Annotated in this window: 15 protein-coding genes; 8 read left to right on the top strand and 7 right to left on the bottom strand. The window is 40.6% G+C overall.

The features are described from left to right. Positions 1 to 721: 721 nt before the first annotated feature. The 6 genes from QVP90_RS07540 to prmC all read right to left on the bottom strand — a co-directional run bounded on the left by QVP90_RS07540 (position 722) and on the right by prmC (position 5,195). Positions 722 to 1,168 carry a hypothetical protein gene (locus QVP90_RS07540; RefSeq protein ID WP_021936074.1) on the bottom strand — a complete coding sequence of 149 codons (447 nt, stop codon included), beginning with the start codon at positions 1,166 to 1,168 and terminating at the stop codon, positions 722 to 724. A 13-nt stretch (positions 1,169 to 1,181) separates the two neighbouring features. Further along, complete coding sequence (gene argH / locus QVP90_RS07535; protein ID WP_007479013.1) at positions 1,182 to 2,525, bottom strand: argininosuccinate lyase; 1,344 nt, start codon at positions 2,523 to 2,525, stop codon at positions 1,182 to 1,184. Between the two features lie 119 nt (positions 2,526 to 2,644). Next, positions 2,645 to 3,055 carry an SRPBCC family protein gene (locus tag QVP90_RS07530; protein WP_005926745.1) on the bottom strand — a complete coding sequence of 137 codons (411 nt, stop codon included), beginning with the start codon at positions 3,053 to 3,055 and terminating at the stop codon, positions 2,645 to 2,647. 108 nt (positions 3,056 to 3,163) lie between these two features. Beyond that, positions 3,164 to 3,802 (bottom strand): orotate phosphoribosyltransferase, encoded by a 639-nt coding sequence (gene pyrE, locus QVP90_RS07525; protein ID WP_005926748.1) that lies wholly within the window; start codon positions 3,800 to 3,802, stop codon positions 3,164 to 3,166. Positions 3,803 to 3,882: 80 nt separating this feature from the next. Further along, positions 3,883 to 4,362: a regulatory protein RecX gene (locus QVP90_RS07520; RefSeq protein ID WP_005926750.1), complete on the bottom strand. Its 480-nt coding sequence runs from the start codon at positions 4,360 to 4,362 to the stop codon at positions 3,883 to 3,885. Next, entirely contained in the window at positions 4,359 to 5,195 is an 837-nt protein-coding gene (gene prmC, locus QVP90_RS07515; RefSeq protein WP_007479015.1) for a peptide chain release factor N(5)-glutamine methyltransferase, read from the bottom strand. The genes QVP90_RS07520 and prmC overlap by 4 nt, the downstream gene beginning before the upstream one ends. Positions 5,196 to 5,251: 56 nt before the next feature. Between prmC and ribD the strand changes: the two genes are divergently transcribed. The 8 genes from ribD (at position 5,252) to murI (ending at position 14,086) form a co-directional block, all read left to right on the top strand. Then, positions 5,252 to 6,307 carry a bifunctional diaminohydroxyphosphoribosylaminopyrimidine deaminase/5-amino-6-(5-phosphoribosylamino)uracil reductase RibD gene (gene ribD / locus QVP90_RS07510; RefSeq protein ID WP_021936072.1) on the top strand — a complete coding sequence of 352 codons (1,056 nt, stop codon included), beginning with the start codon at positions 5,252 to 5,254 and terminating at the stop codon, positions 6,305 to 6,307. 124 nt (positions 6,308 to 6,431) lie between these two features. Then, positions 6,432 to 7,811: a DUF6242 domain-containing protein gene (locus QVP90_RS07505; RefSeq protein WP_005926758.1), complete on the top strand. Its 1,380-nt coding sequence runs from the start codon at positions 6,432 to 6,434 to the stop codon at positions 7,809 to 7,811. Between the two features lie 65 nt (positions 7,812 to 7,876). Next, on the top strand, positions 7,877 to 8,581 hold the full coding sequence (locus QVP90_RS07500; protein WP_005926761.1) for a DUF6089 family protein: 705 nt from the start codon (positions 7,877 to 7,879) through the stop codon (positions 8,579 to 8,581). Positions 8,582 to 8,585: 4 nt separating this feature from the next. Further along, a complete protein-coding gene (locus tag QVP90_RS07495; RefSeq protein ID WP_005926764.1) occupies positions 8,586 to 9,320 on the top strand; it encodes an isoprenyl transferase in 735 nt (244 codons plus the stop codon). Positions 9,321 to 9,345: 25 nt separating this feature from the next. Next, the gene (locus QVP90_RS07490; RefSeq protein ID WP_005926767.1) at positions 9,346 to 11,994 is read left to right on the top strand and encodes a BamA/OMP85 family outer membrane protein; all 2,649 of its coding nucleotides are present in this window, start codon (positions 9,346 to 9,348) and stop codon (positions 11,992 to 11,994) included. Between the two features lie 26 nt (positions 11,995 to 12,020). After that, positions 12,021 to 12,536, top strand: coding sequence for an OmpH family outer membrane protein (locus QVP90_RS07485; RefSeq protein WP_005926770.1), 516 nt, complete (start codon positions 12,021 to 12,023; stop codon positions 12,534 to 12,536). Positions 12,537 to 12,593: 57 nt separating this feature from the next. Continuing rightward, on the top strand, positions 12,594 to 13,109 hold the full coding sequence (locus tag QVP90_RS07480) for an OmpH family outer membrane protein (RefSeq protein ID WP_021936071.1): 516 nt from the start codon (positions 12,594 to 12,596) through the stop codon (positions 13,107 to 13,109). 134 nt (positions 13,110 to 13,243) lie between these two features. Continuing rightward, the gene (gene murI, locus QVP90_RS07475) at positions 13,244 to 14,086 is read left to right on the top strand and encodes a glutamate racemase (RefSeq protein ID WP_021936070.1); all 843 of its coding nucleotides are present in this window, start codon (positions 13,244 to 13,246) and stop codon (positions 14,084 to 14,086) included. A 151-nt stretch (positions 14,087 to 14,237) separates the two neighbouring features. Here the strand turns inward: murI and QVP90_RS07470 are convergent. After that, the coding region (locus tag QVP90_RS07470) for a fimbrillin family protein (RefSeq protein ID WP_288204048.1) at positions 14,238 to 14,951 on the bottom strand (714 nt) is incomplete at its 5' end.

The raw sequence follows: 14,951 nt of genomic DNA, 5'->3' as shown, positions 1-14,951 counted from the left end.
TTGTTGTTTCTGCCAAATTTTTTAAAAGGAAAGTTTTGAAAAGAAAGACAAACAAAGTCACCATACAAAGATGCGTCCAATCCCATCTATAGCTTGAAAGCCCTTATTCACCTCATAATCAACTGTACAACAACACATTTACACCTATAACAGACCACCATTGTTTTCATATTTCCAGACATTTAGTAATGATACAAAAAAAACAGCACCCTATATTTCCTGTCATAATATCAATCGGACATAAGTCATTCACCAATCAAAGTCCAAGATATGATTAAAATAACTATTAATCTTAACAAACAAATAATAGTTGCTTCACCAAGTTGCTTTATTAATAACATAATCAATGAAATCACATAAATAAACGAATAATTCTTTGCATACAAACGGAGTGATTTATGCCATAAATCCCCATACCCTTACCACTCCTCTTATTGCCCTTTTGTAAATTTTCCATCTATGAAATTCCAGCGATCTGCTTGTTTTTCATTGACTCGTGAATGACCGTGAACCACTTAAACAGGATACATTCTTTAAAAATATCAAAGAAAGAGACTATATGCAAATAAGGGCCATATGGGGAAACACTCTTTGAAATCATATTTCTCAATAAGATACAACTGATAATAAAAGTAAAAAGCCCACCATTGACACGAACTTTGTCAATGACGGGCTATTAAGATTATTCCAATATTATATCAAGCGTACATTATAATAAAAATCAGTTGCGAACCAACAATGTACTTCCATTAACAGTTACATTATAACGCTTTAAATATTCCGTTCCCTCACCTTCGGGTACTCCTCCCGAACTTAAAGCATATTTCGTTCCACATGACGGACAGACAGCATTTCCAAAACCATCTTCCTGCACATTAATGGAAACGCTACGACTGGCTTCAACAGGGCAAGCTGCATCAAAAGCAATATAATTATTATCTCCATAATCCGAGAATACAGACTTACCAAGAATAATACCGGCATATCCCACTGGAATACCATGCGTATTCTTCTCAACTTTAACAAAATAACCGGGCTGTGTTATTGATGGAAAAACAGCAATATTGTACCTCAATTCAAATGCAACATCCGGAATACTGGATTTATAGGCATCATCACAAGCAACGACACTTATAAATAATAATAGAGTCAAAAACAATTTACGCATGAGCATACCACTTTTATGAACGTTCCAATATTTTTTTCTCCGCTTCCTCCATTCCCCGGAAGTTGAACCCTTCTATCACCTTTTGCATCAAGGCAGAGATTTCATCATTACAAAGATTGCCGATACTCCCCTCATGAGTATGATGAACTTGCTTACTATGCGAGAAATTTCCGGCCTCAATATCAAGCCCTACTTTCTTATAAGCATCACGAAAAGGCATACCTTCGCGCGCCAGACGATTTACCTCTTCTACACTAAAAATGAGCAGATACTTATCATCATCCAAGATATGTTCGTTTACTTTTATCTCATTCATAATATAAGTCGTCATCTGCAGACAATCTTTCAATTCCTGAAAAGCAGGCAAGAATACCTCTTTTATTATCTGCAAATCACGAAAATATCCCGATGGCAGATTATTGGCTATCATCATGATCTGCTGTGGAAGCGATTGCAATTTGTTACATTTAGCACGCGTCAGCTCAAAAACATCCGGATTCTTCTTATGCGGCATAATACTGGAACCGGTAGTGCAATCATCAGGCAGTTTCACGAAACCGAAGTTCTGACTATTGAACATACAAGCATCAAATGCAAGCTTAGAAATGGTCCCGGCAATAGTGGCAAGTGCAAAAGCTACATTACGCTCCATTTTACCACGACCCATCTGGGCATATACCACATTATAATTCAGAGAATCAAAACCAAGCAAACGAGTCGTCATCGTACGGTCCAATGGAAAAGAGGAGCCATAACCGGCAGCTGACCCTAACGGATTACGGTTACACATCTTGAAGGCAGCCTGCAAAAAGAACATATCATCCACCAAACTTTCGGCATAAGCACCAAACCACAATCCGAAAGATGAGGGCATCGCTATCTGCAAATGAGTATATCCGGGCATCAATACATTCTTATATCGTTCACTTTGAAGAATCAGCACATGAAACAACTGCTCTACCGCCTCAGCCACCTCTTTCAATTGGGTACGAGTGAACAACTTCAAATCAAGAAGTACCTGATCATTACGCGAACGACCACTATGTATTTTTTTACCCACATCACCCAATCGACGGGTCAGCATCAACTCTACCTGCGAATGCACATCTTCTACTCCATCTTCAATCACAAACTCTCCCCGTTCTGCTTCTGCATAGATATTCTTTAATTCAGCCAACAGCAGAGAAAGCTCTTCTTCCGTCAATAACCCGATACTTTGGAGCATAGTAATATGGGCCATAGATCCCATTACATCATGCTTCGCAAGATAAAGATCCATTTCACGGTCACGACCGACAGTAAAGCGATCTATCTCTTTATTCACCTGAACTGATTTTTCCCAAAGTTTCTGTGCCATAATATTTAGTAGTTAGTAGTTAGTAGCCAGTAGTAAGTAATAGATACTGTGACTATTTCTATCAGAAATAATAATAAAAGGTTACTCTATCATTCACCATTTGGCCGCTTACCGCTTGGTTAATATTGAATCATCGCCAACATATCCGCCATTTTCTCCAATCCTTCCTGAAGAGGTTTCTGAACCATTGCCTTCATAAAAGGATTCAATTCCATGCCAATAGTCACTTTCAGTTTACATTCTTCATCCCCAGTTGCAACAAGCTGAATCCACATATTAAATGGAAGAGGTGAATTAGTCGTTTCAAGTTTAATGCACTTATTAGGTTCACGCTCAACTATCTTCAACGTCAACTGTCCCACAGGAGACACGGTGAAACTAAGACTGTCCGAATCAAAGCTTATATCTTTCACTTTGTCTTCCGGCAAACGATCTTTTATAGCTTCGAGATTACTGAGATCCGACAATTTCCCGTAAACACGTTCCTGACTGAAAGGTATTACTTTTACCGGACTTTCAAATTTAGTCATCTTATTTTTATTCTTAATAAATTAAAGACAAAAAAAGAACTATCCGAACAATATCTGCCCGAATGGCTCTTCTTTATCTACGTATTAAATATAGTCAAATATCTTTTATTACTTTGCTGCGTCCCAATGTGCCGGGTCTTTGCGCCATTCGTTCAAAGTTGCAACATCCGTATCTTCAATATAACCGGTACGAAGTGCTGCGTCAAGCACTGCTTCGTAATTTGTCAACGTAACCAAAGGTACTTTAGCATCTTTAAATGCTTTCTCAGCTACCGGGAAACCATACGTATAGGCAGCTACCATACCGATCACTTCACAGCCGTCACGACGAATCGCTTCTACAGCTTTCAAACTACTACCACCGGTAGATATCAAATCCTCTACCACCACTACTTTCATTCCGGGTCGGAGCTCTCCTTCGATAAGGTTCTCTAATCCATGATCTTTCGGGGTAGAACGAACATACACGAACGGAAGATTCAATGCATCGGCCACCAACGCCCCCTGAGGGATAGCTCCTGTAGCAACGCCTGCAATAGCATCCACCTGTCCGAATCGTTCCAATATCAGACGTGTAATTTCAATCTTCACAAAATTACGAAGAGACGGATAAGAAAGTGTTTTACGGTTATCACAGTAAAACGGTGATTTCCATCCGGAAGCCCATGTAAAAGGATTAGCCGGTTGAAGCTTAATCGCTTTAATCTTCAGTAACTTCTCAGCAAATAATCTCTCTAAGTTTTTCATAACTAAACTAACTTGATAATTATAGATTGCAAAAATACAGAAATAGAACGAAACGAGAAAGAAGATTCCCGTTATTTTTTTTAATCAGCACATGCTTCTTCCTCCGAAACCTCTATACAACACTTAATATCTTTCATTTCAAAGCCGCGACTCATCGCAAAACGGATCAACTTCCCATTGAGTTCGTATTCATCTTTTCCACGAACACTCTTCCGCTTAGAAGCAAGCAAATCACGCAGAACAGCAAGATATTCTTCCTGATCGATTTCATTCAGATAACGCCACGCTACATCAGAGGGAATTTTTTTCATATACAATCCTTGTCCTATTTTCATTTTCCCCCATTTGGCAAAGCGATATTTATCATTTATAAATGCACGGCAGTAGCGTTCATCATCAATATACTTTTCTGCTTCAAGCCGGGTAAGAATACGTTCTATCGCTTCGTAAGCTATTCCCCACTTTTGCAATTTCTCACTCACTTCTGCCCGGCAATGTTCGGCAGCAGAACAATAGGCGGCAACACGATTCAACGCCTCATCTTCAGTTATCGTATTCATTTATATGCAGTTACTATTCTATCATTACCAGAAATATCTTTTATCACACGGGGATTACAATACCCCAAATCAGCCAACATAGAAACGATCTGTGCACCATACAGACGATTTATTTCAAAATAGAGTTTTCCACCCGGGCTTAAAAGTTTTCGCCCCAAAGCTGCAATCCGGCGATAAAAACACAACGGATCATTATCCGGCACAAACAAAGCCAGTCCCGGCTCCCAATCGAGTACATTCGATTCCATCGCCCTTTTCTCGGACTCTGTCACATACGGTGGATTGCTGACAACAATATCAAACTTTTTTTGCTGTTCTACATCAGCAAACACATTTCTTTTCTCAAAGGACACAGTAGCATTCAACGCTTCATTATTACGACGAGCTATATCGAGCGCTTCATCCGAAACGTCCCAAGCGGTAACCTGAGCATGCAGAATATCAAGAGATAAAGAAACAGCGATACATCCGCTTCCGGTACCGATGTCTAAGATTCGAGGAGTATCAAACTGATTTTCACTAATAATAAGCTCTACCAGTTCTTCAGTTTCCGGACGTGGAATCAACACACCGGGCGCAACATAAAAAGGCCGGCTGAGAAAATTTGCAAACCCACGAATATATTGTACCGGCTCGTTTTTCCGCAAACGTTGCAGAATGTTTTCAAGTTCATGCAGTTTGCTTTCTGATAAATTAATATCTTTGCCCAAATAAATATCGAGTGCATCCATGCCAAGCAGATCACACCAAATCATCATCGTCAGGCTCTTAAGTTCCTGAGGAGGATAAATATCACACAGCGATTGACGGATGTAAGTCGAGACCCGATTCATAAATTCATCTGTTTTGGGGTGCAAAAGTACAAATATTATTAATAAAAGACGGAAAAATGGAAGAAGAAAAATACATGCAGCGTTGCATCGAACTGGCACGAAACGGTTTATGCAATGTATCCCCTAATCCGATGGTAGGAGCCGTCATCGTGCACAATGGACGCATCATCGGCGAAGGATACCATATCCGTTGCGGACAAGCCCACGCAGAAGTTAATGCCATCCGCTCGGTTAAAGATCAAACCTTATTAAAACATTCCACCATCTACGTCAGCTTGGAGCCCTGTTCTCATTATGGCAAAACACCCCCTTGTGCTGACCTGATTATCGAAAAGCAAATACCACGTATCGTCATCGGTTGCCAGGATCCATTTTCAGAAGTGGCCGGACGAGGCATACAGAAGCTGCGCAATGCAGGAAGAGAAGTGATTGTAGGTGTACTCGAAAAAGAATGCCGTGACTTAATACGACGCTTTATCACATTCAATACCCTCCGGCGTCCTTACATTATATTAAAATGGGCCGAATCATCAGATGGCTTTATTGACATCAACCGCTCGGAGGGACATCCGGTAATGCTCTCTACCTCACTGACCTCAATGTTGGTACATAAAAAGAGAAGTGAATCAGGCGCCATCATGGTAGGAAGCCGAACGGCGTTGTTAGACAATCCGTCATTAACAGTACGAAATTGGTACGGCAAAAATCCGGTACGAATCGCATTGGACAAAGATCTGTCACTGCCATCCACTTTACATCTTCTCAGTGACAACATTCCAACACTTATTTTTACATCCTTAATACACCCCCAAGAAAAGCATATAGAATATATCACCTTAAATTACCAAAAAGACTTATTACCGCAGATCATGGAAGAACTTTATCACCGTGGATTACAATCCCTGCTGGTAGAAGGAGGAGCACAATTGCTTCAGTCGTTCATCAATGCAGAATTATGGGATGAAGCATTTATTGAGAGAGCCGAAATCAGGCTGCAATCCGGTGTTAAAGCACCTGAAATAAGAAATAAAATTAGTTATTCCACTGAAAAACATTTTGGAGTAGAAATAACACATTACACAAATAAAAGCAGGTTAAACAACCCTATATAGAGGGGTTTCCATCGATAAAAAGCCTGTGATTATCTATAATTTTATATAAAACTTCTCCACAATGTTCAATATCGGAAAAAATGTTCCTATTTTTGCAACTTGTAAATAAACACAATCGTTCAAAATGAGAATTAAGTTTTTATCAGTAATTGTGAGTTTCTTATTTGTATCATTTGCCATGAGTTCCTGCCTTGGCGACGACGATCCAATCGAATATAGCCCAAATGCGTTAGTGCAGGCATTTGAACTCGACAATATATTGGGAGTGAATTATGCTTTCACGATAGATCAGCTTTCAGGAAGAATATACAATCAAGATTCATTGCCAGTTGGTTCAGATACCATTATCGACAGAATCCTAATCAAAACACTTTCGACGGCAGGATATGTCGTTGCGGTAGACGCTGCCGGTAAAGACTCGCTTTTCAACATAGAAGATTCTGTCAATTTAGTCAATACAATGGAAATACTTCCGGACGGAACATCTGGAAAACCTTTCAAATTCAGAGTATACGCCCCCGATTTAGAACACAAGAAAGAATACTCCCTCTCTGTGCGTGTACATCAACAGCAGCCGGATTCCCTGAACTGGGGCGACGGTCCGATAGCCCAGCCTTTTGCACCCGCAATTACCGGCAAACAAAAAGCAATCATTTTTGATAATAACATATTGGTTTATTCACCGGAAGCAACTGCTGTGTACTCCACCGCATTGTCCGATGGAAAGCATTGGGCCGAGAGCCCGATCAGTGGATTGCCATCAACAGACCTCACTTCAATAGTCACCTTTAAAGAAATGCTGTATGCTACAGTAAACGGTTACAGTAAAGTTTATAGTTCAAGTGACGGTAAAAGTTGGACAGATGCTCCGGCATTCGGCGAAGATGTGGTCACACTTATCGCACCGATCAGCAATATTCTTACAGGAATTAAAACCCTTAAAGAAACAAACGAAAAGAACGAAACCGAGGATGTGGAAAGGTTCTTCACGACCGATGGTAGTGAATGGAAAGTAGAAGGAATTGTCCCTCAAAATTTCCCACGCAACAATATCTCGGCAACGACTTTCAACAATGCAATCGGCGTACCTAATATAATGGTCGTAGGTAATATCGTTGAGCCGACGGAAAACGATACGGCAACTATAGCGTGGGGATATATGGAAGGCCAGGAATGGGCGGCCCTTTCAACCGAATCGTCCTATACTTGTCCCATGCTACAAGATCCGTCTATCATGTACTACGGAGATGCATTCTATATTTTCGGAAAAGATTTCAAGACTTTCTACAAGTCTGTAAACGGCATTGTATGGAATGCAGTAGAAAGTATGTTCATGTTCCCGGAGCAGGCTGCCTCAGAATCTTCTGCCACCGGAGGTTTCCGAGGTTGGGAATCTGATTATTCAATGGTAGTGGATAAAAATAATTTTATCTGGATAATGCGAAGTCAGCCCAATGAAGTTTGGCGGGGACGTTTAAACCGGTTAGGCTTTGACAGACAGTAGCCTATATACAATTTTAAAGTTAATCAGCCGTTCTATTAATGGAATAACCAAGTAATAAAACGATTATGGCATTTATCAAAAGAACGCTGATATCATGTATATGGATGCTCACTTTACCGCTTTTCAGTCTGCATGCGCAGGATGACGAAGAATATAGAATGGAATTGGGGGGCGGATTAGGAGGCAGTTTTTACATGGGTGATGCCAATTACACCACCCCATTCAAAAATATAGGAGTAGCCGGAGGATTTATGGCCAGGTTTATCATGAATCCACGAATGTCCATAAAAACCAATTTAATGGCAGGAAGAATATCCGGCAACACGAAAAATTTTAAAAACAAATACCCCGACAACGGAGAAGTTGGTTTTAAACGTACACTCTTCGACCTCGGGGCACAATTTGAATATAACTTTCTGGCATACGGTACCGGAATAGGATATAACGGAGGGCATCGTTTTACTCCTTATATATTAGGGGGAATGGGATTTACCTTCGCACCGGCACCGGCAGAAGGAGTATTTACAGTAAACTTTCCGATAGGGGTGGGAGTGAAATATAAAATAGCCCACCGCATCAATATCGGTTGCGAGTTTACCATGCGGTTCAGCTTAAGTGATAAATTAGATGTCACCAATAAAGAAGGACTGCAATTGAATGATCCGTATCGGATTAAAAGTCAGGGATGGAAGAACAAAGACAGTTATTCATATACCGTCTTTTTTGTGACATATGACCTTTTTTCCAGATGTAAAGAATGTAACAACTAAAAAGATGTCCTATACAGAGCAAATAGATTTTAGCCGGATACCTCAACATGTAGCAATTATCATGGATGGTAACGGAAGATGGGCCAAACAGCGCGGACGTGAACGCAGTTTTGGACATCAGACCGGTGCGGAAACGGTGCATGTCATTGCAGAAGAAGCAGCCCGAATGGGCATCAAGTATCTGACATTATATACTTTCTCTACAGAAAATTGGAATCGTCCGTCCGATGAAGTGGCAGCGTTGATGAGTCTTCTTTTCGATTCCATCGAAGAAGAGACCTTTATGAAGAATAACATCAGCTTTCGTATTATAGGTGATATAGAAAAGTTGCCGGAGAATGTATTGACACGCCTGAATACTTGTGTAGAACACACTTCGCACAACACCGGTATGTGTCTGGTATTAGCACTCAGCTATTCTTCACGATGGGAAATAACAGAAGCAGCCAAACAAATTGCAATACGGGTACAAAAAGGAGAAATTACTCCCGAAGAAATTACCTGCGACTGCATAGAATCACATCTGACCACTCATTTTATGCCCAATCCGGATTTGTTGATCCGAACAGGAGGTGAGATACGGTTAAGCAACTATCTTTTATGGCAGTGTGCTTATTCCGAACTCTATTTCTGTGACACTTTCTGGCCCGATTTCAGGGAAGAAGAATTGAGAAAAGCCATCTGTGATTATCAGAAACGGGAACGTCGCTTCGGCAAAACCAGTGAACAAATCAGTTAACTCAAAACTTATAATTATAACATAAATGCATTATCGTATTTCCTTCATATTCGTAACGTTTATCTGCCTGTTTGGGTTTGTATTGGCAGGCAGGGCACAAGATGCTAACACAGACGAATCTTCAAAGCCTGTTATTTTATATTCAGGAACACCCAAAAAATATGAAATAGCCGATATAAAGGTCGAAGGTGTTAAAAACTACGAGGACTATGTACTCATCGGGCTGTCCGGATTATCGGTAGGACAAACGATCTCAGTGCCGGGCGATGAAATAACAAGTGCTATCAAGCGTTATTGGCGTCATGGACTATTCTCGAATGTACAGATTACAGCCGAAAAGATAGAAGGTAACAAAATTTGGTTAAAAATCAGTCTGACCCAACGCCCGCGTATTTCGGAAATACGTTATCATGGTGTTAAAAAGTCAGAAAGGCAGGATTTGGAAACACGTTTGGGATTGGTAAAAGGCAGCCAGATTACCCCGAACTTGGTAGATCGTGCAAAAACCCTTATTAAACGTTATTTTGACGACAAAGGTTTCAAAAATGCAGAAATCATTATCTCACAAAAAGACGATGTTTCCAATGAAAACCAAGTCATTGTCGATGTAAATATTGATAAAAAAGAAAAGGTAAAAGTGCATGAAATTACGATCGTCGGCAACAAGGCCATCAAAACGTCCAAGCTGAAACGCGTAATGAAGAAAACAAATGAAAAAGGTAAACTGAAAAACCTGTTCCGTACCAAGAAATTCATCAATGAAAAATACGAAGAAGACAAACAGTTGATTATCGATAAGTATAATGAATTAGGTTACCGTGATGCGGTGATCGTTGTGGACAGTGTATCACCTTACGATGAAAAGACCGTCAATGTATATATCGAAATAGAAGAAGGAGACAAGTACTATCTTCGTAATGTAACATGGGTAGGTAACACTTTATATCCTTCCGAACAACTGAATTACCTTCTCCGCATGAAAAAGGGAGATGTCTATAATCAGAAATTATTGAATGAACGCCTTTCTACGGATGAGGATGCTATCGGTAACTTATACTATAACAACGGCTACCTGTTCTATAACCTCGACCCGGTTGAAATCAATATCGATGGAGATTCTATCGACCTTGAAATGAGAATTTACGAAGGCAGACAAGCCACTATCAATAAAATCAAGATCAACGGTAACGACCGTTTGTATGAAAATGTAGTTCGCCGTGAACTTCGTACCCGTCCCGGGCAACTGTTCAGTCGTGACGACCTCATGCGTTCTATGCGTGAAATCCAGCAAATGGGACATTTCGACCCGGAAAATATCCAACCGGATATTCAACCGGACCCGATGAACGGTACGGTTGATATCGCCTACAATCTGGTATCCAAAGCCAATGACCAGGTTGAATTCTCCGCAGGTTGGGGACAGACAGGTGTAATCGGTAAATTGAGTTTGAAGTTTACCAACTTCTCACTGGCCAATCTGCTACACCCGGGAGATAACTATCGCGGTATACTTCCGCAAGGTGACGGCCAGACATTGACCGTCAGCGGGCAAACCAATGCAAGATACTATCAATCATACAGTATCTCATTCTTCGATCCGTGGTTTGGAGGCAAACGTCCGAACTCATTCTCAGTTTCGGCTTTCTACTCCAGACAAACCGATATCAGTAGCCGCTATTACAACGATAGCTATTATAATAACTATTACAACAGTATTTATAGTGGTTATGGCGGATATGGCATGTACAACTACGGAAACTACAACAACTACGAGAACTACTATGACCCTGACAAATCGATCCAGATGTGGGGACTTTCAATCGGTTGGGGTAAACGTCTAAAATGGCCGGATGACTATTTTACGCTTTCAGCAGAATTGGCATACCAACGTTATATATTGAAAGACTGGCAGTATTTCCCTGTTACAGACGGTAAATGCAACAACATTAGTCTGAACCTGACATTGGCCCGTAGTTCTATAGACAATCCGTTGTTCCCGCGCCAAGGCTCCGAATTCTCATTGTCGGCACAGATTACACCACCGTATTCTCTGTTTGACGGAAGAGATTACAAAGGATACTATAATTCCAATGGTAGCATTACTCAAGACAATAGAAACAAGCTATACAATTGGATTGAGTACCATAAATGGAAATTCAAAGCAAAAACTTATACAGCTTTGATGGACTATACCACTCATCCTAAATCTTTGGTACTGATGAGTCGTGTTGAATTCGGTTTATTGGGACACTACAATAAATACAAGAAGTCTCCATTCGAAACATTTGATGTAGGTGGCGACGGTATGACGGGATACTCGAGCTATGCTACGGAAAGTATTGCATTACGTGGATACGAAAACAGTTCGTTGACACCTTACGGTAGCGAAGGTTATGCATACACCCGTTTGGGCATCGAATTAAGATATCCGTTAATGCTGGAAACAAGTACTAACATTTATGTGTTAGGTTTCTTAGAAGCCGGTAATGCATGGAACGATATCAATAAATTCAATCCGTTCGACTTGAAACGTTCTGCCGGTGTCGGTGTACGTATCTTCCTTCCGATGATTGGTATGATGGGTATCGACTGGGCTTACGGTTTCGATAAAGTATTCGGTAGCAGCAGTGCCGGTGGTAGTCATTTCCACTTCGTACTGGGTCAAGAATTCTAATTGTTTCATTAAAAAAACTAAACATTATGAGAAAGTCTGTTCTATTTATCATGATGCTGTTTGCTGTCAGTCTGACAGCCAGCGCACAGAAATTTGCTCTGATTGATATGGAATATATCCTAAAGAATATTCCCGCTTACGAGCGTGCTAACGAACAGTTGAACCAATCCTCCAAGAAATGGCAAAGTGAAGTAGAAACGCTTGCCAAAGAGGCTCAAACACTGTATAAGAATTATCAATCGGAAACAGTATTTCTTTCTGAAGAACAAAAGACCAAGAAAGAAGAAGAGATTGTAGCAAAGGAGAAAGAAGCTGCAGAGTTGAAACGTAAATATTTCGGTCCGGAAGGCGAACTCTTCAAGAAAAGAGAAAGTTTGATGAAGCCTATTCAGGATGAAATATACAACGCTGTAAAAGAACTGGCGGAACAGAAAAGTTACTCTGTTGTAGTAGACAGAGCATCAGCAGCAAGTATCATTTTTGCATCTCCGCGCATTGATATAAGTAATGAAGTGCTGGCAAAGTTAGGATATTCAAATTAATTTCATACATTTGCAAGCGATAACCGGAAAGTAATCATTAAAATAAATAATAAAACTATGCTAAAGAAAATTGCACTATTAATTATGTTAGTACTCCCGATGGGTGTATTTGCACAATCAACACTTAAGTTCGGTCACATGAATTCGACTGATATTATTCCTACAATGCCCGAATATACAAAAGCCATTTCGGAATTGCAGGCTTTGGAAAAAAACTACACAGATGAAATTCAACGGACTCAAGCAGAATTCACAAAAAAATATCAGGAATTCCAGCAAGCAATAGCAAAAGATTCTCTACCGCAAAACATTGCAGAAAGAAGACAGAAAGAATTGCAGGATATGGCTGAAAGACAAGAACAATTCCAGCAGGAAGCACAACAGGGAATGCAAAAAGCACAGCAAGAGAAAATGGCTCCTGTATATCAGAAGTTAGACAATGCGATCAAAGCTGTAGGTGAAGCAGAAGGTGTTATCTATGTTTTCGACCTTGCGCGTACGCAAATACCTTATATCGGTGCTCAAAGTATCGATCTTACCACTAAAGTAAAAACTCAGCTCGGAATTAAATAAAAGAACGACAGCTTAAGTTTTTTATAAGCAACAAATAACAGACAAAGCGAGCTACAAGCAACAAGTTACCGGCAATTTCGACTTAAAATGCCATTTGTAACTTGTAGCTTGTAGCTCGTAACTTTTCCATCATCATGAAACCAAACCTCTCACAAGCCCCCGGCCCTATCGGAGTATTCGATTCGGGTTATGGCGGACTGACCATTTTAAGTAAAATCAGGGAAGCCCTGCCTCAATATGATTACATCTATTTGGGAGACAACGCCCGTGCCCCTTATGGCACACGTTCCTTTGAGATTGTTTATGAATTTACCCTCCAAGCTGTAAATAAATTATTTGAAATGGGATGTCATCTGGTAATTCTGGCATGCAACACAGCTTCGGCAAAAGCACTGCGTACTATACAAATGAATGATTTACCGGATATAGATCCCCAACGGAGAGTGCTCGGAGTGATCCGCCCTACAGTAGAATGTATAGGCGACATGACTCACAACCGCCACGTAGGGGTATTTGCCACGGCGGGTACCATCAAATCAGAGTCATATCCTCTGGAGATACATAAATTATTTCCGGACATTCATGTCAGTGGAGAAGCTTGCCCGATGTGGGTGTCATTGGTAGAAAACAATGAAGCCAACGACCCCGGAGCCGATTATTTTATTAAAAAGTACACGGACATTCTGTTAGAAAAAGATCCTCTGATCGATGCGATCATATTAGGATGCACACACTATCCGTTATTACTACCTAAAATAAGGCAGTTTGTACCCAGCAATATCAAGGTCGTTTCTCAAGGCGAATATGTTGCTGCAAGCCTGAAAGATTACCTTTATCGCCATCCGGAAATGGCAGTCAAATGCACAGAAGGCGGAGAATGCACGTTTTATACGACAGAAGCAGAAGAAAAATTCACCGAATCCGCATCTACTTTTTTGAATGAGAGAATAAGTGTCAAACGGATAACACTTGAATAAACCGATTGAGTAATCCGTACGCTCTCCATATAATATAAGCCCTCTCTGTATCTTGTTTATACAAAGAGGGCTTTATCTTTATCATATGATTTCATTAACACGATTTCATTAATCTAACGTGAGCTCGATATAACTCACGTTAACCTAACACTTATAAGGGAATAGATCCATCAAAGATTGTAATGGTCACCTTGTCACCTTTCACAACCGCCTTATAATTTTCTCCTGATTTCAACAGTACGGTTTCGGCTACTGTAGCAGTATAAGCCCTACCGTCACTCAACTGCACTTGAAAAGGAGTTCCTTTTTCAATTTTTTGTGGCAGAAGGTTAATAGCAATAATCGCTTTTACACCTCTTGTCGTGCTATTCGCTACACATTCAAATTTAGTATATTCCTTTTCGTCAAGAGTAGTAACAGAACCATCTTTCAAGTTCTGAACACCTTTATTCTTTAACAAAGCACCGACCTCAATACTGCCCGGATAAGGATTGCCATCCTCCTCAAGAACTTCTACTGCCAAAGGGACCATCACGCGTTTAAACTGAAGACATACCTGCTGCTGACCGTTGACCGCTTTCGCCTGCCCGAACAAATAATCATCCGTTCCTCCTTTCAATACACGAGTCTCCGCACCGGATACATCTTCCGGCAAACGCGGGTAATGGGCATAAAAGAGAACCTCATCCGCCTTTCCGAATTCTTCCCATGAACGAGTATCTTCTCTGAGGTTAAACACTGTAAACGCATCATCCAATTCGGTACGCATTGAAATCACATCAATGGAAGTACCACCGGCCCGTGATAGAACTTCATCACCAATCACAACACTGGTGAAGTTAATCGTTCGAGCGGTTATCAACTC

The organism is Bacteroides sp. CAG:189 (assembly GCF_000432295.1).
Lineage (GTDB): Bacteria > Bacteroidota > Bacteroidia > Bacteroidales > Bacteroidaceae > Bacteroides > Bacteroides salyersiae.
Note: the sequence above shows the minus strand (reverse complement) of the source record. Positions and strands in the feature narration are given on the sequence as shown.

What these genes read in the sequence shown, in the direction of transcription:
- QVP90_RS07520 (WP_005926750.1), bottom strand. Translation starts at nt 4,362, where the DNA reads ATGAATACGATAACTGAAGATGAGGCGTTGAATCGTGTTGCCGCCTAT.
- QVP90_RS07485 (WP_005926770.1), top strand. Translation starts at nt 12,021, where the DNA reads ATGAGAAAGTCTGTTCTATTTATCATGATGCTGTTTGCTGTCAGTCTG.
- argH (WP_007479013.1), bottom strand. Translation starts at nt 2,525, where the DNA reads ATGGCACAGAAACTTTGGGAAAAATCAGTTCAGGTGAATAAAGAGATA.
- pyrE (WP_005926748.1), bottom strand. Translation starts at nt 3,802, where the DNA reads ATGAAAAACTTAGAGAGATTATTTGCTGAGAAGTTACTGAAGATTAAA.
- QVP90_RS07495 (WP_005926764.1), top strand. Translation starts at nt 8,586, where the DNA reads ATGTCCTATACAGAGCAAATAGATTTTAGCCGGATACCTCAACATGTA.
- prmC (WP_007479015.1), bottom strand. Translation starts at nt 5,195, where the DNA reads ATGAATCGGGTCTCGACTTACATCCGTCAATCGCTGTGTGATATTTAT.
- ribD (WP_021936072.1), top strand. Translation starts at nt 5,252, where the DNA reads ATGGAAGAAGAAAAATACATGCAGCGTTGCATCGAACTGGCACGAAAC.
- QVP90_RS07500 (WP_005926761.1), top strand. Translation starts at nt 7,877, where the DNA reads ATGGCATTTATCAAAAGAACGCTGATATCATGTATATGGATGCTCACT.
- murI (WP_021936070.1), top strand. Translation starts at nt 13,244, where the DNA reads ATGAAACCAAACCTCTCACAAGCCCCCGGCCCTATCGGAGTATTCGAT.
- QVP90_RS07540 (WP_021936074.1), bottom strand. Translation starts at nt 1,168, where the DNA reads ATGCGTAAATTGTTTTTGACTCTATTATTATTTATAAGTGTCGTTGCT.
- QVP90_RS07480 (WP_021936071.1), top strand. Translation starts at nt 12,594, where the DNA reads ATGCTAAAGAAAATTGCACTATTAATTATGTTAGTACTCCCGATGGGT.
- QVP90_RS07530 (WP_005926745.1), bottom strand. Translation starts at nt 3,055, where the DNA reads ATGACTAAATTTGAAAGTCCGGTAAAAGTAATACCTTTCAGTCAGGAA.
- QVP90_RS07490 (WP_005926767.1), top strand. Translation starts at nt 9,346, where the DNA reads ATGCATTATCGTATTTCCTTCATATTCGTAACGTTTATCTGCCTGTTT.
- QVP90_RS07505 (WP_005926758.1), top strand. Translation starts at nt 6,432, where the DNA reads ATGAGAATTAAGTTTTTATCAGTAATTGTGAGTTTCTTATTTGTATCA.